The 22,029-nt window shown below is 34.5% G+C and carries 25 protein-coding genes and 1 pseudogene; 10 read left to right on the top strand and 16 right to left on the bottom strand.

Features of this window, described 5'->3' with window-relative positions; translation table 11 throughout:
* Positions 1–6 precede the first annotated feature (6 nt).
* The 9 genes from AC3WVZ_RS04695 to AC3WVZ_RS04655 all read right to left on the bottom strand — a co-directional run bounded on the left by AC3WVZ_RS04695 (position 7) and on the right by AC3WVZ_RS04655 (position 5,176).
* Positions 7–2,235 carry a phage/plasmid primase, P4 family gene (locus AC3WVZ_RS04695; RefSeq protein ID WP_233936099.1) on the bottom strand — a complete coding sequence of 743 codons (2,229 nt, stop codon included), beginning with the start codon at positions 2,233–2,235 and terminating at the stop codon, positions 7–9.
* A 72-nt stretch (positions 2,236–2,307) separates the two neighbouring features.
* Complete coding sequence (locus AC3WVZ_RS04690; RefSeq protein WP_023521065.1) at positions 2,308–2,784, bottom strand: DUF669 domain-containing protein; 477 nt, start codon at positions 2,782–2,784, stop codon at positions 2,308–2,310.
* A 20-nt stretch (positions 2,785–2,804) separates the two neighbouring features.
* Positions 2,805–3,476 (bottom strand): AAA family ATPase, encoded by a 672-nt coding sequence (locus tag AC3WVZ_RS04685; RefSeq protein ID WP_098214350.1) that lies wholly within the window; start codon positions 3,474–3,476, stop codon positions 2,805–2,807.
* Between the two features lie 5 nt (positions 3,477–3,481).
* Positions 3,482–3,673: a hypothetical protein gene (locus AC3WVZ_RS04680; RefSeq protein WP_098214351.1), complete on the bottom strand. Its 192-nt coding sequence runs from the start codon at positions 3,671–3,673 to the stop codon at positions 3,482–3,484.
* On the bottom strand, positions 3,670–3,846 hold the full coding sequence (locus tag AC3WVZ_RS04675) for a hypothetical protein (RefSeq protein WP_233936097.1): 177 nt from the start codon (positions 3,844–3,846) through the stop codon (positions 3,670–3,672). Before AC3WVZ_RS04675 ends, AC3WVZ_RS04680 begins: the two co-directional genes overlap by 4 nt.
* A 297-nt stretch (positions 3,847–4,143) precedes the next feature.
* Positions 4,144–4,494, bottom strand: coding sequence for a YqaI family protein (locus tag AC3WVZ_RS04670; protein ID WP_006919349.1), 351 nt, complete (start codon positions 4,492–4,494; stop codon positions 4,144–4,146).
* On the bottom strand, positions 4,495–4,662 hold the full coding sequence (locus AC3WVZ_RS04665; RefSeq protein ID WP_233936095.1) for a hypothetical protein: 168 nt from the start codon (positions 4,660–4,662) through the stop codon (positions 4,495–4,497).
* A 56-nt stretch (positions 4,663–4,718) separates the two neighbouring features.
* Positions 4,719–4,991, bottom strand: a complete 273-nt coding sequence (locus tag AC3WVZ_RS04660) for a DUF771 domain-containing protein (protein WP_061656790.1) — start codon at positions 4,989–4,991, stop codon at positions 4,719–4,721.
* Positions 4,991–5,176 (bottom strand): helix-turn-helix domain-containing protein, encoded by a 186-nt coding sequence (locus AC3WVZ_RS04655; protein ID WP_061656789.1) that lies wholly within the window; start codon positions 5,174–5,176, stop codon positions 4,991–4,993. The genes AC3WVZ_RS04660 and AC3WVZ_RS04655 overlap by 1 nt, the downstream gene beginning before the upstream one ends.
* A 273-nt stretch (positions 5,177–5,449) precedes the next feature.
* On the opposite strand from AC3WVZ_RS04655, the gene AC3WVZ_RS04650 reads away from it, so the two are divergent.
* From AC3WVZ_RS04650 to AC3WVZ_RS04640, 3 genes are all read left to right on the top strand, one after another.
* The gene (locus tag AC3WVZ_RS04650; RefSeq protein WP_061656788.1) at positions 5,450–5,872 is read left to right on the top strand and encodes a helix-turn-helix domain-containing protein; all 423 of its coding nucleotides are present in this window, start codon (positions 5,450–5,452) and stop codon (positions 5,870–5,872) included.
* A 15-nt stretch (positions 5,873–5,887) separates the two neighbouring features.
* Positions 5,888–6,313, top strand: a complete 426-nt coding sequence (locus tag AC3WVZ_RS04645; protein WP_065481962.1) for an ImmA/IrrE family metallo-endopeptidase — start codon at positions 5,888–5,890, stop codon at positions 6,311–6,313.
* Between the two features lie 67 nt (positions 6,314–6,380).
* The gene (locus AC3WVZ_RS04640; RefSeq protein ID WP_061656786.1) at positions 6,381–7,541 is read left to right on the top strand and encodes a site-specific integrase; all 1,161 of its coding nucleotides are present in this window, start codon (positions 6,381–6,383) and stop codon (positions 7,539–7,541) included.
* A 47-nt stretch (positions 7,542–7,588) separates the two neighbouring features.
* Here the strand turns inward: AC3WVZ_RS04640 and AC3WVZ_RS04635 are convergent, their stop codons facing one another.
* A complete protein-coding gene (locus AC3WVZ_RS04635) occupies positions 7,589–7,960 on the bottom strand; it encodes a UPF0738 family protein (protein WP_001180003.1) in 372 nt (123 codons plus the stop codon).
* A 144-nt stretch (positions 7,961–8,104) separates the two neighbouring features.
* Here AC3WVZ_RS04635 and AC3WVZ_RS04630 point away from each other — a divergent pair, with 144 nt between their 5' ends.
* The 4 genes from AC3WVZ_RS04630 (at position 8,105) to AC3WVZ_RS04615 (ending at position 10,546) form a co-directional block, all read left to right on the top strand.
* The gene (locus tag AC3WVZ_RS04630) at positions 8,105–8,683 is read left to right on the top strand and encodes a CYTH domain-containing protein (protein WP_000191116.1); all 579 of its coding nucleotides are present in this window, start codon (positions 8,105–8,107) and stop codon (positions 8,681–8,683) included.
* A gap of 168 nt (positions 8,684–8,851) precedes the next feature.
* Positions 8,852–9,250, top strand: coding sequence for a globin domain-containing protein (locus AC3WVZ_RS04625; RefSeq protein WP_000043390.1), 399 nt, complete (start codon positions 8,852–8,854; stop codon positions 9,248–9,250).
* The gene (locus tag AC3WVZ_RS04620) at positions 9,250–10,143 is read left to right on the top strand and encodes a ClpXP adapter SpxH family protein (protein WP_000360645.1); all 894 of its coding nucleotides are present in this window, start codon (positions 9,250–9,252) and stop codon (positions 10,141–10,143) included. The genes AC3WVZ_RS04625 and AC3WVZ_RS04620 overlap by 1 nt, the downstream gene beginning before the upstream one ends.
* A gap of 229 nt (positions 10,144–10,372) precedes the next feature.
* Positions 10,373–10,546 (top strand): hypothetical protein, encoded by a 174-nt coding sequence (locus tag AC3WVZ_RS04615; RefSeq protein WP_000750355.1) that lies wholly within the window; start codon positions 10,373–10,375, stop codon positions 10,544–10,546.
* Between the two features lie 129 nt (positions 10,547–10,675).
* On the opposite strand, the gene pepF is transcribed toward AC3WVZ_RS04615, so the two are convergent.
* The 4 genes from pepF to mecA form a co-directional block, all read right to left on the bottom strand.
* A complete protein-coding gene (gene pepF, locus AC3WVZ_RS04610; protein ID WP_233936093.1) occupies positions 10,676–12,502 on the bottom strand; it encodes an oligoendopeptidase F in 1,827 nt (608 codons plus the stop codon).
* Positions 12,503–12,552: 50 nt separating this feature from the next.
* A complete protein-coding gene (locus tag AC3WVZ_RS04605; RefSeq protein WP_233936091.1) occupies positions 12,553–13,797 on the bottom strand; it encodes a competence protein CoiA in 1,245 nt (414 codons plus the stop codon).
* 80 nt (positions 13,798–13,877) lie between these two features.
* Positions 13,878–15,422: a cardiolipin synthase gene (locus tag AC3WVZ_RS04600; protein ID WP_233936090.1), complete on the bottom strand. Its 1,545-nt coding sequence runs from the start codon at positions 15,420–15,422 to the stop codon at positions 13,878–13,880.
* Between the two features lie 72 nt (positions 15,423–15,494).
* Positions 15,495–16,178 (bottom strand): adaptor protein MecA, encoded by a 684-nt coding sequence (gene mecA, locus AC3WVZ_RS04595; protein WP_233936088.1) that lies wholly within the window; start codon positions 16,176–16,178, stop codon positions 15,495–15,497.
* 345 nt (positions 16,179–16,523) lie between these two features.
* Between mecA and AC3WVZ_RS04590 the strand changes: the two genes are divergently transcribed.
* The gene (locus AC3WVZ_RS04590; RefSeq protein ID WP_000362607.1) at positions 16,524–17,198 is read left to right on the top strand and encodes a TerC family protein; all 675 of its coding nucleotides are present in this window, start codon (positions 16,524–16,526) and stop codon (positions 17,196–17,198) included.
* 49 nt (positions 17,199–17,247) lie between these two features.
* On the opposite strand, the gene spx is transcribed toward AC3WVZ_RS04590, so the two are convergent.
* Positions 17,248–17,643, bottom strand: a complete 396-nt coding sequence (spx, locus tag AC3WVZ_RS04585; RefSeq protein ID WP_000258267.1) for a transcriptional regulator Spx — start codon at positions 17,641–17,643, stop codon at positions 17,248–17,250.
* 593 nt (positions 17,644–18,236) lie between these two features.
* On the opposite strand from spx, the gene AC3WVZ_RS04580 reads away from it, so the two are divergent.
* A complete protein-coding gene (locus AC3WVZ_RS04580; protein WP_000559968.1) occupies positions 18,237–18,440 on the top strand; it encodes a hypothetical protein in 204 nt (67 codons plus the stop codon).
* A 29-nt stretch (positions 18,441–18,469) separates the two neighbouring features.
* On the opposite strand, the pseudogene AC3WVZ_RS04575 reads toward AC3WVZ_RS04580, so the two are convergent.
* Positions 18,470–20,116: pseudogene (locus tag AC3WVZ_RS04575) on the bottom strand (peptide ABC transporter substrate-binding protein).
* 352 nt (positions 20,117–20,468) lie between these two features.
* On the opposite strand from AC3WVZ_RS04575, the gene AC3WVZ_RS04570 reads away from it, so the two are divergent.
* The gene (locus AC3WVZ_RS04570; RefSeq protein ID WP_002164600.1) at positions 20,469–21,914 is read left to right on the top strand and encodes an MATE family efflux transporter; all 1,446 of its coding nucleotides are present in this window, start codon (positions 20,469–20,471) and stop codon (positions 21,912–21,914) included.
* Positions 21,915–22,029: the final 115 nt, after the last annotated feature.

The following is a 22,029-nucleotide window of genomic DNA, read 5'->3' as shown; positions in this document are numbered from 1 at the left end:
GGTTTTTTATGAGATTTTAAATTTGTTACTTTTAGTAACATTCTCACTATTTTCTTCGTTTTCCAGTAACTTTGATTGCTTATCAGTATTATTTCGGTCTATTAAAGTAACACCTTTGATGTAATACTTATTTCTGTTGCCACGCTCTCTTTTAAAACAACACTCAAACATAAATGGACCAAGTATATCCATTTCTTCTTTGTAATCACCTGTGGCTTTCCTAACAATCGCCGGATCATTTAAACCTGACTGCTGCCACTTCAAACAACCTTCAATCGCCCAATTTAGTATGCCTGGCATTTCAAGACTTAGTTTTTCTGGCAATTTCTTATCACGTTTTTCTTTAGGTAGCTGTAGATTGAATGGAATCAAACGAATACGTCTCCAAATCCCTTCATCCACACCTTTTATAACCGGCTTATGATTTGTAGTGAAGAAAACTTTAAATTCAGGTATGAACTCGAAAAACTCTTGTCTTAAGAACCTTGCTAATACAGGCTCACCACCTGTTATTTGCTTGACAAAGGTCTCTGAGAGTTGCTCCCCATCTTCACTTTCGATGGCGGATACAAACCGGGCCCCAGCCAACCTAGCAATATCATTATTCGCTCCTGTTTCTTTCTTCTTGATAAAAGTATCGGACTTCGCTTGTCTTCCATAATCACCCATAAGGTCCTTAATGATATTGATAAAAGTTGATTTTCCGTTAGAACCTCCACCGATTAAGAAGACCATGATTTGCTCGGCAATTTCTCCAGTAAGAGAATAGCCAATCAATCGTTGCATATATTCCATCAACTCTTGATTCCCCTGAAAAATTTGTTCTAAAAACTTCATCCACTCTGGACATTTCGCTTGCTCATCAAATGTAACATTGGTGATTTTCGATAGATATACCTCCCGATCATGCGGACGAAGCTGCCCCGTCTGTAAGTCTACCATTCCATTTGCAACATTGAATAAATATTTATGGCTATCAAAATCTTCACGCGCTCCTGGGACCAATGGCATAAGATCTTTGATACTATTCATTCTTACATTTCTACGCTCACACATACGTGCCCATTTTATTTCCGATTCATCTTCTGATTTAGAAAGACTACGGAGAACTTTTGCTGTAATTCTTTCAATTTCTTTCTTCGTATCCACTCTCCATCGTTTTCCATCCCATATATACCAACCGATATCATGAACGAATTTAATTACATGGCCGTATTCGTAAGCAATACGTTCCGCATTTCCAAGTTCCGTTAGTTTAAATTTCCTTTTTGGTTTGTCTTCCACAACTTCAGCTACATCTTCACTTATAAAATTAAATGAAAATTCATCGAATGGTTGCTTATAATCTAGAATTGTGGAAGAAGTAGATGAAATAGCCGTTGCTATCGTTCTTTCCCCATATGTTTCATTTGTATCTCTGAAATGGATAACGTCCCATTTATCACGTATTAAGCTCGTTTCACGAAACATGGAATCCATTCGTGTTGCTGATTTCCCTGTCCAAAATGCTAAATGGTTACATAGAGAAAGGTCACTTGCCGAATGATCTTCATTAATTAGGCTTCCATTGTATAATGAGCGAATTTCATCGCCATTTTTACTACGGAACATTTTCTCCCATAAAGCATCATTTGAAATTTTGATTTCATCTTTTTCAAATGATGCTAAATTTACGCGACCTTGTATGTCACTATCATCGAAATACTGTTCAAACACTTCTGCTAATTCATCCGTACGATCATACACATCATTAGAATTTTCTCGATTTCCAGTGAATGTGAAGAATCGTCCGTATGAGTAAATTTCTAAACCATGCTTGGTATTCTTCCTTCCAGTACCTAAAACAAATTGTGGAAGGTTCCCTTTGATAATTATGTGGATACCTTTTCCTGATGGTGAAAACTCTGTATAACTGTCTACTGTATCGATAATTTCTGTTGCAAAAGTATTTGTTTTTCCGGCCACAACACACTTATCAATATCTATTCCTATATAGTTATCCTGCCTGCTGAACACGAACCCTATTCCGTCATAATCTCCTTCTAAATAAAACTTGACCGCTGTTGCAAATGTCGACCATGTACGCCTATTATTTGCTTGCGCCATTTCGCCGTTGGCTTGATAAGGTATCTTCGTCGGTTTTCCATTTCTCTCTTCTTTGCGCCAAAGCACCCACTGCGGTAAGCTTTTCAGCTCTGTTGATATCTCATTAAAATTGTATGGATTCTTTTTCATTACAACCTCCGGTTAGCCTTTTAAGATATAAAAAAGAGAAGTCGGTACAAACCAACCTCTCTATGTAGTTATTTAAAACGGTAACATATCATCACCGACTGTTACTGCTGGACCACTTGTTATCGGATTTACGTCCGACACATCATAATATTTTGCCTTGGCTACCGTACGTTTTTGTTTTTGACCATCCACAATCTTATCGTACTCTTCATGTTTTACTGTGATTTGTAGATTCTTATTGAGAAGTTGTTTCCCCATATCTTCAGCAGATGCGAAAGCATGATGATTTCCAAAGCCACATGCTTTTAATAAAGAATTGACGATTCTAACCGAAACCTCATGTTCGAACGTAAACATGTTATACAGCACTTTTGCTCCCTGATGATGTTGTGTTACATCACTTCGAATTTCAAAATCTATCGATAATTTATCTTTACCAGCTTGTGTTTTGCCAGCTTCCGCATTTACAATTACCGCTTCATATTTACCTTCAGCAACTAATTCAAAACCTGTATTTACGTTTGTTTCATCAAATTTAAAGAAACTCATTATTTATTTCCCCCTGTTTATTAGTTTGTGGATGACACGATTAATTCTTCTTGTATACAGCCTTTCCGCACATCGAGATGGTTCTTAGCAAAAACACTTTGATTACCTTCTAAAACAAATCCTCTTGTACCATCTGCCTTTTTAACCAATTGACCAACCACATGAACAATTCCCATAATATGATTGACGATTTTATCCCGAATATCTGGAATGAATTGTGTATATTGCTGCCCATCATCATGAATGATATTTCTTGTTGTTTCCCAAGCTGTAAAAATAACATTTGCATCTAATGAGTTAAACGTTTCTACTACCTTTAAAAGATGGTTATCTAGTAAAGCGTAATCCTTTAATTCCGGCATACCACTTTTCGTATTTTCACCTTTTTTAAGTAACCATAACTTTTGGTAATGCGTTAAATTATCAACAAAGATGTTATCGTATTTAGCGATATTTGCTTTTGCTAATGCATAAAATTGTAGGATGCTATCATGTGGATTTTCACCATCAATTTTAGCTACATCTACATTTTCATATCCTTCTAAAACTTGGCTTGTCCCATCAATATCCAAGACTAATGTTTTACCTGGTAACAATCCAGCAACCGTTGTTTTACCGTTACCTGGCTTTGAATAGATAATGATTTTTGCTTTTTTACTTTTGGTAATGGCAGCACCGTTTGTGATTTCCAATTGATTCACTCCTTCGCCATGCTTTTCAAAACAAAAATAGAAGCTTCCAAATCAAAAATTTTACTTTCCGTGTTCCAAATATTTTGTTCCACAATCGGTTTCTTTTCTATTAGCCTTTCTAACTCTCTTTTGTGTTCACTTAACCTTCGTTGTTCCACAATTAATGACTTTTCTAGTTCTTCAATTCCACCATTCAAAACGGCAGCACCTCTTTTTGTTTACTCATTTCATTTGCTTCTATCAACGCCTGCAATCCATATTCATAGGCAATCACCATACAAATGGATTCCGAATCACCACAAAGTTTGTATCGATCAATTAGACGCCTTAAAATGGATATCTCACTTTCAATCTTTTGTTGTAAGTTCATTTCATTCACCTGCTATCTTTTGGGTAGAATGTACAACAACGTATTCCTTAACGCATTCTGTTGAATTGTGTATACAATCACCTTCAAAATCCAAGTACTCTTCACCGCAGTAGATTTCCTTATTGCAACTCGCACAATGCCCCATAACATTCGTTATCGCTGAATCATTTGGATTTCCTATAATCATTGGATTTTCAATTATGATCGTTCACTCCTTTACATGCATTCATTTCATGCTATAATGACCTCAACATGTGTTTTTATTAGGCCGTCAGCCCCAACTGGCGGTTTCTCCTTTTATACAGCTCGAAAACATTCAACATTCTGTTCTGCAATTAAGTAATTCGTTAGATTCCCTTCAAGTACAGCATCCTGGCCAAACATAAAATACTTATCATCTTGCTTAATTCCACAGCCATAGAAATCTTCAATTGGATGATCAGGTTCTTTAGTGGATTCCTTTCCACCAATGTCTTTCACAAATATTGCATCGATATTACTCAAACTAATGTGGAATGGTACTGTCGGAGTTGCACCTTCATATTCAATTCCTGATAAAAATCCAAAACTATTTTTAAATGTTTTAAATTGCTCTACTGTAAAACTTGTTTTAACTCCTGATTTAAAAACTAGTGTTATCTCCTTCAATTAATTCACCTCCCTTCGATTTGAAACCTTACGGTTCATTTCCCTTAGCTGACACTTTGCTTCTAATTCAGTAATAAGTAATAACGCTGAATTATTTCTCATTTCTGCACATCTTTTTACAACATCCGATGCTTTCATTAATTTACTTGCGAATAACACCCTATTCATATTTGCCCCTTCTCTCATTTCCATTCATTATTTCTTGCTAAATTCCTGATTCTTTCTTACAATTCATCATAAAATTTGGTCAGAAACTCTTTCATTTCTTGTGCTTTAAATAACCATCGATTATTCTTTTGTTTCGCAAATCCTTGCACCCGTAAGTCATAGACCACATACTCCATTAACCAGTCATAACTTCTACTCGTTTCATATTGAAGTCTTTTCATATCCCACCAAGTGCCAATTCCCATGTCTACCAAACGCTCATTTACTTGACGAGAAACTTCTTTTTGCACATAACTATCATCAATAATGACTTGTACCGTCGCCGTCATTATGAAGCCTCCTTTATTTCTAAAATTTTCATGATTTTTTCCTTTACTTTCTTTCCCTCCCTCTTCCCTAAAAGAATGTCCGATAAATAAGGATTCGAAATATCTAACATTTCTGCTAGGTCCTTTTGCTTCATATCATTAATTATCAGCCATGTTTTAACTTTTTTTCCGAATGTTTTATCCATAAAGCTAACTCCTTTTTTAATTTTATAAGCTAAATTTTTAGCTTTCTATTGACTCGAACTAACTTATTGAATAAAATAAAGTCATAGCTAAATAAACCTACACTTGTAGCACTTAAACGTTGGGGAACGTGATTTATCTGCTTTTCTTTGTAGTGTTTCAACAGCTAAATAAGTAGCTCATGTACAAAGTATATTATCCAATAAGTTAGTTGTCAACAATTATAACTAACTTATTGGATAAACAACTCTGTACTAGTTGAAAGGGTTGATCTAATGGGAATTACAGAAATCATAAAACAACTTTGCCAAAAGAAAGATATATCTGTATCTAAGTTAGAAGAAGATTTAGGATTTGGTCAAAACACCATTTACCAATGGAAAAAAAGAACTCCTTCCGTTGAACGTGTACAAAAAGTGGCTGACTACTTTGACGTTTCGATAGATTACTTACTAGGTAGAACAAAAAAACAATATTGGGAGCTTACCGAAAAAGATGAAAAAGATATTCAAAAGCAATTAGAAGCATTAATAGCGGATATGAGCAACGCAGATGCACTCGCATTCTCTAAAGACTCCGAACCGATGTCAGAAGAAACAAAACAGCTTTTAATTATTTCTTTAGAAAATTCTCTGAGATTAGGAAAAGAAATGGCTAAAAAGAAATTTACACCTAAAAAATATAGAAACGAAGAATGACTGGAGTGGATCTAATTGGTTTCCAAACAGCAAATTAACTTAGCAATAGACAAGCTACTTAGACAATATAACACCAGAGATCCGTTCCTTATTGCTGAAGCAAAAGGCATAGTCGTTATCACAGAATCCTTGGGGGATATTTATGGATACTACCACAAAATATCTCGTATCCCTTTTATACATATTAACGAACGACTTTCATATCAGAATCAAATCTTCACTTGTTTTCACGAATTGGGGCACGCTTTATTTCATCCAGATGAAAATACACCTAAACTATCCACGGTATCTCTTTGTTCTGAAATTCGTATAGAAGCTGAAGCAAACTATTTTGCAACGAGATTTCTTATCGATGGAAGTCATCATGATTACTACATACAAACAAAGCAAGAATTATTACAGCACTATGGAATACCTACACAAATGGATAGATTTATTTAAAGATAGCTCTACAATTTTATCTCTAACAAGAGGAGCATTTTTATAAAATTTGAATGGAGTGAACATAATGGCTAGTTTTAGAAAACGTAATGATAAATGGGAATATCGCATTCGATATAAAGAAATGGGGAAATTCAAAGAAACCTCCAAAGGAGGATTTAAAACAAAAAAAGAAGCTCAATTAGCAGCTGCAAAAATAGAAGAAAAAATAGCAAACGGAGTAAACATGCAAGACAACAATATTACATTTCACGATTATATGTACGAATGGTTAGACACATATAAAAAGGGCAACATCTCTCCACGAACATATTATGCATACCATAAAAACATTAGAAAATATATATTACCTGAATTCGGAAGTACCAAAATCAAAGACTTAACTCGGGTCCGCTACCAACAATTTATTAATAAATTGCTTATAAAACTGCATAAACAAACTGTGAATGTGATACATGCTACTATTCATGGCGCGCTCAATATAGCTATGATGGAACTCAATATCATAAATAAAAATCCTACTGATAAAATCCAAATGAAAGCACTTCAAATTACCTCTGTACAAAATGAAATTAAATGTTATGATATAGACGAATTGCAAGAGTTTTTAGATTTTATTTTACACAAAAAAAAATCATTTAAATATTATTCGTTATTTATGTTTTTATCAAGGACAGGCTTACGGATTGGCGAATGTTTAGCTTTACAATGGACCGATGTAAATTTTCAAAAAAGAACCTTAACTATTAACAAAACATTACTATCTGTGAAAAGGAGTCAATCTATTGCTTTTGGGCCCCCAAAAAACAAAAGTAGTAACCGCATTTTGTCATTAGATACGACCACCCTAAATTTACTAGAACAAATAAGAAATCAGCAAGCCCAAAATATTTTAAAATACGGAGACTACTATGCAGATTACCATTTTATTTTCACACATGAGGACAACGCCTGCATGCTCCCCGCACCCGTGTTATGTTTCCTGCAAAGGGCCTGTAAAGAAGGGAATTTAAAATATATAACCTTACATGGATTTAGACACACTCATGCTGTACACTTACTTCAAAGTGGAGCAAATATCAAATATGTTTCTGAACGTTTGGGGCATGCCACAATAGACATGACAGCCAACGTATATCTACATGTTACAAAATCAATGGACGAAACATCCGTAGACCAATACGATCAATTTTTAAAATCTCGTGGGCAAATTGTGGGCAAGCAATAATTTTAAAACTACAAAAGTGCTTGCCTACAATCGCTCTAGCCATTTGCTTATAGAAATACTTTTTCTACAGCAGTTACTAATTCTTCTCCGTAATTTGCATTACCTTCAATATTTTCAACTAAATATTCTACTTCTTCTTTTAATCCTTCTAATTCCATTTCAATGTCATTCACGCGAACGAACATAACCACATCGTTATTCATCGCTTCATGCATTGCTTCCCAGCATGTGTGCGGAATACTTACATAAATGAAAGATGATTCATTTTCTAAGATATATAAAAATGATAAATTGTCTGAGTCTACAAGTACGTGATTACGCGCACTTAACTCCTTTACCTCTATTTCACTATTTTCCGCACAAAAAATAAGAGCATTCTCTCTCTTTTCTACGCTCTTAACTTGGATTTTATTTTGCATGCTCTAACTCCTCCATCTCAACTTCCTGTCTTACTTAACAGTATTATTGTATCATAACATGGGCGCAAACAAATAAAACATTGAACCAAATTTATGAAAAAGCGATAATGTGTAAAGAATTATTTTTCAAAAGGAGATTATACAATGACACAAGAAATTGAAATTGAATTCAAAAATATCGTTACAAAAGAAGAATTCGATACATTATGTAAATCGTTTTCTATTGAAGCATTTACAAAACAAGTGAATCACTACTTTGAAACACCTGACTTCTCGTTAAAAGAAGCTGGCTCTGCACTTCGTATTCGTCATAAAGGAGCAACTTATACGTTAACGTTGAAACAACCTGCAGAAATCGGTTTATTAGAAACGCATCAAGTCGTAACAGAAGACGAAGCAAAAATGATGATGGAAACAAACACAATCATTCAAGGAGCAGTAGTAGATCAATTACACAAATTACAAATTCCTGTTTCTGCTTTAACATATATGGGTAGTTTAACAACAGAAAGAGCAGAAACATTATTTAAAGGCGGAACGCTTGTCTTTGATCATAGTTTCTATTACAATCACGATGATTATGAAATTGAATTTGAAGTACAAGATGAAGAAACAGGAAAAGCTGCATTTATTCATTTATTAACGCAACATAACATACCTGTTCGCCATACAAATAACAAAGTAAAACGCTTTTTCCTTGCCAAACAAAAAAAAGCACGCTAAAGTGAAAATTCCACTAGTGAATATGTTTCACTAGTGGATACATCTCACTAAAAAAGTTTACACCCGTAGAATAAGCAAAGAATCTTTGAGAAAGCTGTTTATTTGCCCTCTCGAACATTCCATTGCTACAATAGATATACATTTCATGGAAAAAGGAGTTTATAAAGGATGAGCAAGCAACCGATGACACCATTTGAAGGAATTGGCGGTGAACAATGCATTGCAATATTAGTAGATACATTTTATTCCTATGTCAGTAAACACCCTGACTTATCTCCCATCTTCCCGGAAGATTTAACAGAAACCGCTAGGAAGCAGAAGCAATTTTTAACACAATATTTAGGTGGTCCTAATTTGTACACTGAAGAACATGGTCATCCTATGTTAAGGGCACGCCATCTTCCGTTTGAGATTACTCCAAAACGAGCAGAGGCTTGGCTATCATGTATGGAGCAAGCAATGGATGATACTGGAGTTCATGGTCATATAAGAGAGTTTGTTTTTGAACGTTTAGCATTAACCGCTCAGCATATGGTTAATACTCCAAACGAAACAGGTGAAGTGTAATGGATAAGCAGGAAGCAAAGCATATAAATATGCCATCTCCTTCCGCATGCGAGCATAAGTCTGTAGAAGCATATTTATTTATTGATCCACTTTGTAAAGATTGCTGGGAAATTGAGCCTTTTATTATTAAACTATGGCTTGAATACGGGAAATACTTCTCTATTCGTCATATCGTAACAGGAAAAGTGGATGGAACGAACGCTTCCTCACACAAATGGAATAAACCTGCTAATATTCGATTTGTGTGGGAAAAGACAACCAGTTTACAAGGTTTTTCATGTGATGGAAAGGTACATATGCAAGAAGCATCGTCAACACCATATTTAGTTTCGATGGCAATTAAGGCAGCGGAGTTGCAAGGCCGAAAAGCAGGTTCGAAGTTTTTGCGAAAACTCCAAGAATACATTTTCCTTGAAAATGTATCAAACCCTGACTGCGAACTATTACTTGCATGTGCGAAAGATAGCAATATTGATGTAGAAGAATTTAAAAAAGATCTACATTCTGCTAGTGCAAAAAAAGCTTTCCAGTGTGACTTGAAATTCACGAATGAAATGCATATTACAGAAATACCTTCCCTCGTCTTTTTTCATGCGAACTCAGATGAAGAAGGTATTAAAATCGCTGGAAATTATTCCTACGATGTATACGTACAATTATTGAAAGAACTTGTAAAATGTGAAATTGAGCCAGAACCATTACCACCTTTAGAAGTGTTACTAGAAGCAACACAATTTATATCTTCAAAAGAAGTAGCATTTATTTATGATTGTCCGCAACAAGAAATTGAACGCGAACTAAAAAAATTACAACTGAAACGAAAAGTACAAATGATAGAAGTAAAATGCGAACGTTATTGGAAATGGATAGCAAAAGAAAAAGACCTGGTGTAAACACCAGGTCTTCTTCTTTACGGCTTATAAAAATATTAAAGGGGATGGGAGAAATTTTCACGTTCAAACAAAGGGGTATATGTTTGTATGTGAATTCGTTCACGCTTATTATATTACAAGATTCGACGTCAGATGACAACCCCTTTTGTCGAATTTCACACTTTTGTCACATTCTAAACGTTTTCATTTTTGAATAAGCTATAAAAAAGGTCATTTAGGGGGTTTATTTATGAAAAAATCTTATATTGCTCTTCTCTTTCTAGCTGTCATCGTTTCTTTTTTCTTGTACATCCTCTCTCTACTACAAGCTTTTCCTAAAATTATTGCCTTACCTCTTTTATTCGGAATCATCGTTATCACTCTCTCTTATTTCAATTATAAAAAACGATTCAAAGGGTTTTAATTTTAAAAATCAGTCGTAAAACTATCCTTTCAGTTAGAAAAACAAAGAAATTCACCTTTCTCTCCGACAAATATCGACATTGAATCTATTCAACAAAAAGACGAGGATACAATCCCTCGTCTTTTTTCATTACTTTTCTTCAAATAATAATGCTTCTAATTCATTTAATTTCTCTTCAAATACTTGTAGCGCCTCTTTTACTGGTTCAGGAGATGCCATATCTACTCCTGCTTTTTTCAGTACTTCAATTGGATAATCAGAGCTTCCTGCTTTTAAGAACTCATTAATATAACGTTCTACTGCTGGTTGTCCTTCTTCTAAAATCTGTTTAGATAGAGCTGTCGCTGCACTAAATCCTGTTGCATATTGATATACGTAATAGTTGTAGTAGAAGTGTGGAATACGAGACCATTCTAAACCAATTTCTTCGTCGATTACTAAAGCGTCACCGAAATATTTTTTATTTAAATCATAGTAAATTTCCGTTAACATGTCTGGCGTAACAGCATGTCCTTCTTGTACTTTCTTATGAATAATATGTTCAAACTCTGCAAACATCGTTTGACGGAATACAGTACCACGGAACCCTTCTAAATAATGATTTAATAAATATAGACGCTCTTTCTTATCTTCTGTCGTTTTTAATAAATAATCATTTAGAAGCGCTTCATTACAAGTAGATGCCACTTCTGCTACGAAGATGGAATAATCACCATATACGTGCGGTTGTGTTTTTCTTGTATAGTAACTATGCACCGAATGACCAAACTCATGAGCAAGTGTAAATAAATTATTTACATTATCATGCCAGTTCATTAAAATATACGGATTTATTCCATATGCACCAGATGAATATGCCCCGCTTCGTTTTCCTTTATTCTCATACACATCTACCCAGCGATTTTCATATGCCTCTTTCAAAATATCAACATATTCATCACCAAGTACGTTTAAAGATTTTAATAAAAGGTCTTGCGCTTCTTCGTATTTCACATTCATTTTCACTTCTGGTACAAGTGGTGTATATAAATCATACATATGAAGCTCATCAAGTCCTAGTGCACGCTTACGAATATCGATGTAACGGTGTAATAAATGTAAGTTGTCATTTACTGTTTCAACGAGTTGATCGTATACTGCTTCCGGAATATTATTATTGCTCAGTGCAGCTTGGCGAGCAGAATCATATTTACGAACACGCGCATTGAAATTATTACGTTTTACTGCTCCGCTTAACGTACTTGCGAATGTGTTTTTAAATTTCCCGTATGTTTCATATACAGCTTTAAATGCATCTTTGCGAACACGAGGATCATCACTTTCTAAAAACTGAATGTAACGGCCATGTGTAATTTCTATTTCTTCTCCGTCTTCCCCTTTAATAGATGGGAATTTTAAATCCGCGTTATTCAACATACCGAATGTATTGCTTGATGAACTCATTACTTCAGATGCTTCCGCTAATAAAGCTTCCTCAGCCTCTGATAATACGTGCGGGCGTTGACGTGTAATTTCTTCTAATGCATGTTCATATACACTTAAATCTCTATTTTCCTTCAAGAATGTTTGCAATGTATCTTCTGAAATCGATAAAATTTCAGGCACAATATACGCTGTGCTACTAGATACTTGTGAATATAAATTTGTTGCACGATCATTTAATGCTTGATATACAGAGTTTGTTGTATCTTGATCGTAACGCATATGAGCATATGTATATAACTTACCTAATCGCATTGATATTTCATCTTCATATTGCAATGCCTCAAGTAAATTGTCCGCAGAGTCCCCAAGTTTCCCTTTAAATTCAGTTAACTTCGGTAATAGCTCTTTAATAGCTTGGAATTCTTTTTCCCATTCTGCATCCGTTTGGAAAATATCTTCTAATCGCCACGTACTTGCTTCTTCAATCTCGTTGCGATCTGGTAATGCTTTCGCTTTGTTTTGTTCAGACATTCTTTAAGCCCTCCTTTAAATATCTCTACTTAAGTACAATTCGTTTTTTCTTATGTAATTCCTTCACAATCATTCTTTATTATATCCGCTTTTCCTCCTCTCATGTTAAAATTTGCCTCAAATAAAGATAGCGCATGTATTAAGCAAATCTCATCATGTTTCATAATTTCCTCCTCTGTTTTTAATATCACGGCATCCCTTATTTTTCGGTACGTATAAGTTCCCACTTTACGTAAAACACCTATATAGCATAAAAATGTCATATATTCAGTAACTGCCATTTTCCATATGTGCTGCGAAAAGTACGGAAGTATCCGCCTTTTCGTATACCTTTTTACATAACTACACACGTATTGAAGAGAAATACACTCTCCCACTGCAAGCTCCCCTATACACTTCATATATAGAAAAGCTTGCCATATAAATGGGTTTGTTTGAAAAGCAAATGCAGAAGGGAGTGGAACACCAATTTCAGAAGGAAAGCTCGCTGGGGTACATTTAAATTGATATAAGAGGCGTAATAATGACTTATAATTATAATTCCAAATCGGTAAGGCATTTTGGCGAAAGTTTTTCTTTCTCTTCTTCCACTCTTCACCCAGTCTTTCTTTCCCGAAAGGAACAGGAGAAAAAAGCATTTCAAAAGTAGTCGCATCAGTTGGTAAATATATAGTATGTGAGAAAAAAACATTTGTAGAAAAGGGAGTGACAAATGCACATTTCATAAATGATTTTTGTTTCGGACAGAAGAAAATAAGAAGTGGCTGAGGATAAGATTGTAAGGAGAAAGCCATAAGTGAGGAAAATTTCATCCAATATGCAAATTGCTTTTTCAATTGATTTCCACCAACGATCCAAATGACCTGTATACCAGCTTGCCAATACGAATATGTTCTTTTGTACAGCTGCTCTATAGCGAGGTTTGCACATTGGTATTCAATTGCAATTTTCCTACCCGCCCTCTCTACAAAAACATCTGGTCGTTGCTTAATTTCTGGGAGGTAGTACTCTATATCCACCTGAAAGTTTTGACGTTTGAACCATCTATATAACAATTCTTTACCATGCATATGATACTTTGATTCCGCTTCATAAAAGGCAAGACATGAATCCACTTTTTTATGAGCAAAATGCCAACTTTTTTGTTTCCCTAATTTCATTTGCACTTCCTTTCCGCAAGCTACACAAAAGAATCGTTCTTGTTGACGCATACGGCGCAAAAGCTCTTCATTACAATTATAGAGTAAATGAATTTTTTCACCGTTTTCTCTTTTAGCGATAAATATCGTAATCACACCCTTTCAGCTCCTTATATTCTACAATTTGTTACAAATTCCTTTTAAAAAAGAGATGTCCCAATTTCGGACATCTCTTTTTATAATAAAGGTGATAATAATCGGTACGTTGATTCAACAATTCGTCTATGAAGACGTCTTTTATGAAAATGATCACCATGAATTTCACTTGATTCTTCTAAATCATCTTTAAAGTCGTGAACAAGTTTTCGAATGCTATCTGTATCATATAAAAAGGCATTTACTTCAAAATTCAAATGAAAACTTCTCATATCCATATTAGCTGTCCCAATTGAAGCTAAATCAGAATCAACGATGACAATTTTACTATGAAGAAAACCTTTTTCGTATTCATATATCTTTACTCCTGCATCTAAAAGCTCTGGGAAGTACGATCTCGATGCGTAAAAGACAGTACGCTTATCCGGTTTACTCGGCATTAATAAACGAACATCAATACCAGCAAGTGCAGCAACCTTTAATGCGGATAAAATATCATCATCCGGAATAAAATACGGCGTTGCAATCCAAATAGATTTCCGAGCAGAAGCGATCATTGCGAAATATAAATGCTTAATCGTTTCCCACTTATTATCGGGGCCACCTGCAACTAGCTGCACTCCTCCCCAATGATCACCCTCAACTGCTTTTGCTTGTAAATATTCAGGGGCTAGCACAGCCTCTCCAGTCATATAAAACCAGTCTTGAAGGAAAATAAGTTGTAAACTTTGAACCGCTTCACCACGTAAATACAAATGCGTATCTCGCCAAAAGCCAAAATATTTATTTTTCCCTAAATACTCATCACCGATATTTAATCCGCCTACAAATCCTTCGTTCCCATCAATCACAACAATTTTCCTATGATTTCGATAATTAATCTTATCGTTTAAAATCGGAAAGCGCACAGGAAAGAATGGAATCATTTCTACACCTGCATCGTTTAATTCTTCAATATACGATTTCGATAACTTAAAACTTCCAACCGCATCATATAAAAAGCGAACAACAACGCCTTCTTTCGATTTTTGTATTAAAATATCTTTAATTTCTGTTCCTAATTTATCATCACGCACAATGTAATATTCCATATGAATGTGATGTTTCGCTCGTTTTAACCCATTTAAAATAGCCCGAAACGTTTCATCTCCATTTGTTAATGTCCTCGTTTCAGTTTGAAATGAAATATTTAAAGCTCCTAATCGATCCGCTAAACGAAATAACAGTTCTTGATGCTTATGATTGCGTAAAATTCGTTCTTCGTAATCTTCATGCCCTTTATATTGTAAAAACGCCTGTTCATCAAGTAACGCCTTCTTTTGGAACATTCTTTTTCTTCGAAAATTTTGTCCGAATAATAAATAAGCAAAGAAACCAAATACCGGAAAAATTCCTAAAACAATTAACCATGTAAGTGTTTTAGATGGATGTCGATTTTCTAAGAAAATAACGCAACCAATTAAAAACGCAGATACTGTAAATAAAATACTAATAATACCTAAAATCGAAACATCTTTTATCCCAATCACATCTGAATAAAATGCTACATCAATAAACATACGTAACGAAACAAATAATGCGAACAATAGCAGTATAAAGAAAATCAGCTTTAACGTATTTTTCATCTCTTACCTCCTAACTAAGAAAACTTTCCTATTCTTCATATAAAAAGCCGATTTCATACTACAGAAATCGGCCTACGTTTTAGCAGGAAAATTATTGCGAATCGTTTCAAGCGCATGCTCTTTCACAATTTGTTTTCCATACTCACTTACACGATGAATTGTTAAAGTTGATTCTTCTCCATATTCTAAAATAATACTTAAAATACGATCGATTTCTTCTTCATCATGTAGCACTTCATCGAATTCCACATATACATAATAGCGGTCCTCAAATGAATACAGCTCATCTTTTATATCTTCAAAGATAAGACGATGACTTAATGAAATGACATCTTCAAAATCATTAAATTTAATTAAAAAGCCAAACGTACCATCTTCATTAAAGTTTGTTCCTGTTTGTTCTTCTACCTCTTCGACTAATTCTTGTTGGAATAATGATTCGATGCCTTCATCTAGAGGAATATCTATAATTTTGTCTACCCCTATCGGTAGTTCCAGCTTTTGTCCGTCCTTTGAAAGCTCTGCTTTCGTGACAAGTACTTCAATCCCTTTATCGACTGCTTGCACTTGAATCCATAACGGTCCATCAATAAAGAAATCGTCATGATCACGAGCTTCGTCCATCATCTCCCAAAAGAGCTCTTCACTTCGTTCGCGATCATACCAAATTTCTTCACGATTAAATCCTCTATCCTCTATATCAATGTACGTAATAAAAAATTTCATCGTATAATCATTAATTCTTTCAATATCCAAAATACAACTCTCCCTTCCTGCTTAGAATTGTTATGAAGGGATTCCCCACTCATATGACAAATCAATAGATTCTTGTACTCTCATTTTATGATAAGATTCTCCAGAATGGAAATAAAATCGATTTATTTTACAAAAATAGTTATATGCCTATCTTTACTCGATAAACTACATAAATATATTATTATAGCGATTTCTTACTTACAAAAAATTTGGACATACATTTCCACATTCCACCGTACACTGTAATAAAGTGAAACTTCTATTAGAAGAGATTATTTAACAACAACTTTCTTCATCACATACATATAGTTCGCTTATTAAAACATCATAAATGGAGGCAGACGAATGGACTTAGAGTTTTTAACATCCGTACTAATGATTGTCGGTATCGATGTTGTATTAGGTGGTGACAATGCAATCGTCATCGCACTAGCTAGCCGAAATTTACCTGAATCGAAACGAAATAAGGCTATTTTGATCGGTACTCTTTTAGCGATTGTACTAAGAATCATCCTTACTATACTAGCTGTCTATTTACTCGACATTCCATTTCTACAATTGATTGGCGGGGTTTTACTTACATTAATTGCAGTCAATTTATTAACCGATAATAGCAACGATCTTTCTTCTATTCAAGGAAAAACAACTTTATTTCAAGCTGTGCGGACAATTGTTTTCGCGGATCTCGTTATGGGGTTTGATAATGTTATTGCCATTGCAGGTGCAGCTCACGGGAGATTTTTACTCGTCATAATCGGCTTACTCATTTCTATCCCGATTATTATTTGGGGCAGCAAACTTATTTTAATACTTATGGAACGATTTCCATTCCTCATTTATTGCGGTGCAGCGATTCTTGCCTATACTGCAGGAAAAATGGTTACACATGAAGACAGACTTGCAACCTTTTTTCATAACAATCCAAGTTTCACTACAAGCATTCCTTATTTGTTCATTTTCACTATTTTATGCATCGGCTTTATCGTACAACAAGTTCGATTACGCAATGTGAAACATTAAAAAAAACCTTCTACTATATAATAGGTAGAAGGTTTTCATATTATTATAATTAATTTACAAGACGTTGTGCTTCACGTAATTGGAACGTTCTTACTGTACGTGGTAAGAAACGACGAATTTCGTCTTCGTTGTAACCAACTTGAAGGCGTTTCTCGTCAATCATAATTGGACGACGTAAAATCCCTGGATAGTCACGAATCATCTTATATAAATCTTGAAGTGGTAAAGACTCTAAGTTTACATTCAATTCTTGGAAAACTTTCGAACGAGTAGAAATAATCTCATCCGTTCCGCTTTCTGTCATACGTAAAATCTCTTTAATTTCCTCAATCGTTAATGGATCTGAGAAAATATTACGTTCTGTATAGGGAATATGATTTTCCTCTAGCCATAATTTCGCCTTTCTACAAGACGTACAGCTTGGAGAACTATATAATGTTACCATACAAAGCTCACTCTCCTTAAAGAGTACAAATTCTGTACTAAATACAGTTTTAATTTCTAACTTCAGCAATTTTTCGCGATAACTTGTCTTATTGAAAAGTACAAAAATCGCATTTCATGTAAGCAACAACTTATAATAAACAACAATTACTTTTAATAAGTAACTTCTATAATCATTATACAATAGATTTTGCAAGAAATATACAGTAAATTTCCTGCTAGTTGAGAAAACTCTTCCGTGCATTTCACTGCTATGTAACATGATTACGCTCACTTCAGCTGTACTTTAACAATAACTTTCAATCCTTTTACTACTCACTTCTCATAGATTTTTCATATAATATATAGTTATTTATCTATAATCTTCCCTATGAAAAAGAGAACGTTTTCTTACTTTTTCTTGATAAATCAATTAAGAAATGTAAGACTATACAAATGAGAATAAAAAGGAACATTTGTTCTCATTTTAACAAATATCCTCCCTCCTGTCTACACGATTTCTAAAGTAAATTAAATATTTTTCTGACATTTCTTTCTTTTTCATTTTTTATCTCATACAATAAACATACAGACAGGCAAAGGGGGAGTTTTCAAATGATTGCTTTTTTTATTGATTTTATTACGGTTGCTGCCCTCATCATCGGAATAACAGCATTGATTGGTATCATTACAAATAGCATCGGCGAAAAGCTCTTTGGTGGAAAAGAAAAAATGAAGTTTGTTAACAAAAGTTTGGATGTACAATCTGGCTGGAACCAAGTTGGCGGAAAAGGCATTTATAAGAAACGAACGTATTAAAAAAAAAGCAGGCGATCACCTGCTTTTTTTTATTTCTCTACTGACGCCCATTTAAAGCTTAAATCGCCGCCATATTTATGGTTATACATATTTTTAATTGAATCTCTTTGTAAATATGCTCTACCACGTTGATATACTGGAACGATCGCAGCATCATCAAGTAACATTTTTTCTGCTTCTAATAAGTTCTTCCAACGAGCATTTACATCGCTTCCATCTTTTTTCGCCTTCATAATGATTTCATCGTATTTTGGATTAGAGTACTTCATCTTATTTTGTGACCCATCTGTTACAAACATATCAAGATATGTAATTGGATCTGGGAAGTCCGCACTCCATCCAGAGAATGACATGACATAATCGCCCGCATCTTCTAATTTTAGTTTTTGTGCGAATGGTTGTTGTTTAATTTTTACTGTTAAACCTGGTAAATTCTTTTCTAATTCACCTTTTAAATATTCACCAGTTTTCTTTGATAACTCTACATCTTCATTTAATAATTCTAATTCGATTTCATTTTTACCAAGTTCTTTTTTACCAGCTTCCCAATATTTCTTCGCTTCTTTCACGTTTGGTTTTACAATATCCCCGTTTACAGCACGGAAATCTTTTTTATCTGGTCCTTTAATGAAGTTATCAGGAATTAATCCTGTTGCTGGCTTAGAACCGTTATTTAATAATGTATCCACGAATGGCTTACGGTCAAAAGCAAGTGAAATTGCTTTACGAATATTTTTATTTGCTAAAGCTGGATCTTTTTGATTTAAACGAAGGAAGAATACAGATGTATCTTCTACTGTTTGGAAATCTGGTTTTCCTTTATATTTATCAATAAACTCCGCTAATAACGACGCTCGATCAATTGCATTTGTTTCATATAAGTTAATTGGCGTAGATGTATCTTTTACAATATTAAAGTTTACTTCTTCAATCTTCACTTCTTTATTGTCCCAATATGACGCGCTCTTTGTCATTTTAAAGCTACGTTCATGTTGCCAATCACTTAATGTAAATGGTCCGTTATAAAGCGTTGTATTCGCTTCCAAACCAAACTTCGTACCTTGCTCTTTCACAAACTTTTCATTCACAGGATAGAAGATTGGATATACCATTAAATCTACAAGGTATGGAATTGAATTATCTAATTCCACTTCTAATGTATAATCATCAATCGCCTTTACCCCTAATTAATCCGGACTCATCTCTTTTTTATTAATTTTCTCTGCATTTTTTATATCATACATAATGTACGCTGATTTCGCAGCTGTATCTGGGTTAATCGCTCTTTGCCATGCGTATACGAAATCTTTTGCCGTCACAGGATCACCATTTGACCATTTTGCGTCTTCACGTAATTTAAATGTATATTTTTTACCATCTTCTGATTTTTGGAATTCCTTCGCTACACCAGGAACTAGCTTATCATCTTTTCCTAAACTGTATAAGCCTTCCATCGTATTACCCATTACTCTTGAAGAAACTGCATCAGCTGATAACGCTGGATCCATCGTTGGAATTTCTTGCGTTTCAATTAAGTTAATAACTTGCTTCGCACCGCTTTTCCCGCTATCCCCTTTTGCGTTCGCTTGCGGTTCATCTTTTTGGTAGCTACATGCCCCTAACATCATGCTCATTGCTACTGTTGATACTACAAAAACTGGCATCTTTTTTTTCATACTTCCACCCTCCATAAAAATGTTAGCCCTTTCATTTTCAAACAGAAAGAAATATATATATGTTCTAATAATTCATATTATACACACAAATATATTTTTTGTATATTTATATTTCTATTTCATTAAAATTTCCTGTTAAAAAATAAATCTTTGTAAACGTTTCATATTGCTGATTATTCTTACTAAAGTGTTAAAAACAATATTTTTTATACTTTTCTAAATTATCAGAGAAAAATGAATTTTATATCTCATAATACTTTATGTATAATTATCCTTTTGTTTTTATCATAAAATAGCACTCTCTTCATAATAAAAATATGTAGGCTAAAATGAGTGCAAAGGTTAAGAAAGTATGTTACGATACATTTTGCTAAAAATAGATATCGGTAAAGAGGGGACGGACATGGCAGCAATTCAGGCAAAAAACGGGCCTACTGAGAAATTAAGTTTATTCTTATTAACATGGCCTATTTTTCTAGAAGTTTTTCTTTTTATGTTAATGGGGATCGCTGATACTTTCATGTTAAGTGCATTATCAGACGATGCTGTATCTGGGGTTGGTGCAGCGAATCAATACCTCCATATCGCTATTTTGGTACTAGAAGTCATCGGGAACGGCGCAGCTATCGTCGTATCTCAATACCTCGGTTCCAAACGCTTTATGGAAGCATCTAAAATATCAGCATTAGCCGTCACATTAAATTTAATAGTTGGGCTCGTTATAAGCGCTGGGTTTCTTTTATTTTCGAAACATATGATGCTCGCAATGAACTTACAAGGCGATGTACTAACGTATGCGCAAAACTACTTATCTATCGTCGGAGGAGCCATCTTCCTACAAGCTATTATTAACTCATTAGCCGCAATTATCCGTGTACACGGTTTCACAAAGCAAGCGATGTTTATTTCACTCGGAATGAATATGATTCATATCGCTGGAAACTATGTACTCATTTTCGGGAAATTTGGTTTCCCTGAGCTCGGTGTACAAGGGGCTGCCATTTCTTCTGCTGTCAGCCGACTTATAGCGCTTATTGTTTTCTTCTGGTTACTATACCGCGTTATGGAATATCGTGTAAAATTACAATATTATTTCACCTTATCAAAAGAATATATCGGGAAAATTTTAAAAATCGGGATTCCATCTGCTTTTGAGCAAGTTATGTATCAAGCTTGTCAAATTGTCTTCTTATACTATGCAACATATTTAGGAACGGAATCGTTAGCGGCTAGACAATACGCTACGAACATTTCTATGTTCACTTATTTATTCGCTATTGCAATTGGTATGGGAACAGCCATTATTATTGGCCGCCTCGTTGGTGGTGGCGAAAAAGATGAAGCATACGAACGCTTGTGGAAAAGTGTAAAATGGGCGATTGGTGTAACTTTATGTATGGTCGCTCTCGTTATTACATTCCGTACACAATTAATGGGACTGTTTACAGATAATCCGTACATTATCGGGTTAGGCGCAAGTGTTCTTTTACTAAGTGTACTACTTGAAACGGGACGTACGATGAATATCGTCATCATTAATTCGCTTCGTGCAGCTGGTGATGCAAAATATCCTGTTTTAATCGGTGCATTCTCTATGGTGTTAATGAGTTTACCACTAGGTTACTTTTTCGCCTTTCATTTAGATATGGGGCTCGTTGGTATTTGGCTAGCAATCGCCATCGACGAATGGACACGTGCCATTATTATGTTCTTCCGCTGGAAAAGTAGAGCATGGGAGCGTTATGCACTTGTTAAACCTGAAGAACAAGAGGAGAATGTCTCTGTTCAAGTTCAGTAATTTTGCATATGGATATCACTAATGATACATGAGATTTATATCGGCGATTCTTTAAATATATCGACTGACCGACAAATGTATACAATTCTTTTATATAGTAGAAAAAGAGCCATCC

The organism is Bacillus sp. CPT56D-587-MTF (genome assembly GCF_058792335.1).
The sequence above is the reverse complement of the archived record's forward strand: the minus strand, read 5'-3'. Positions and strand labels throughout refer to the sequence as shown.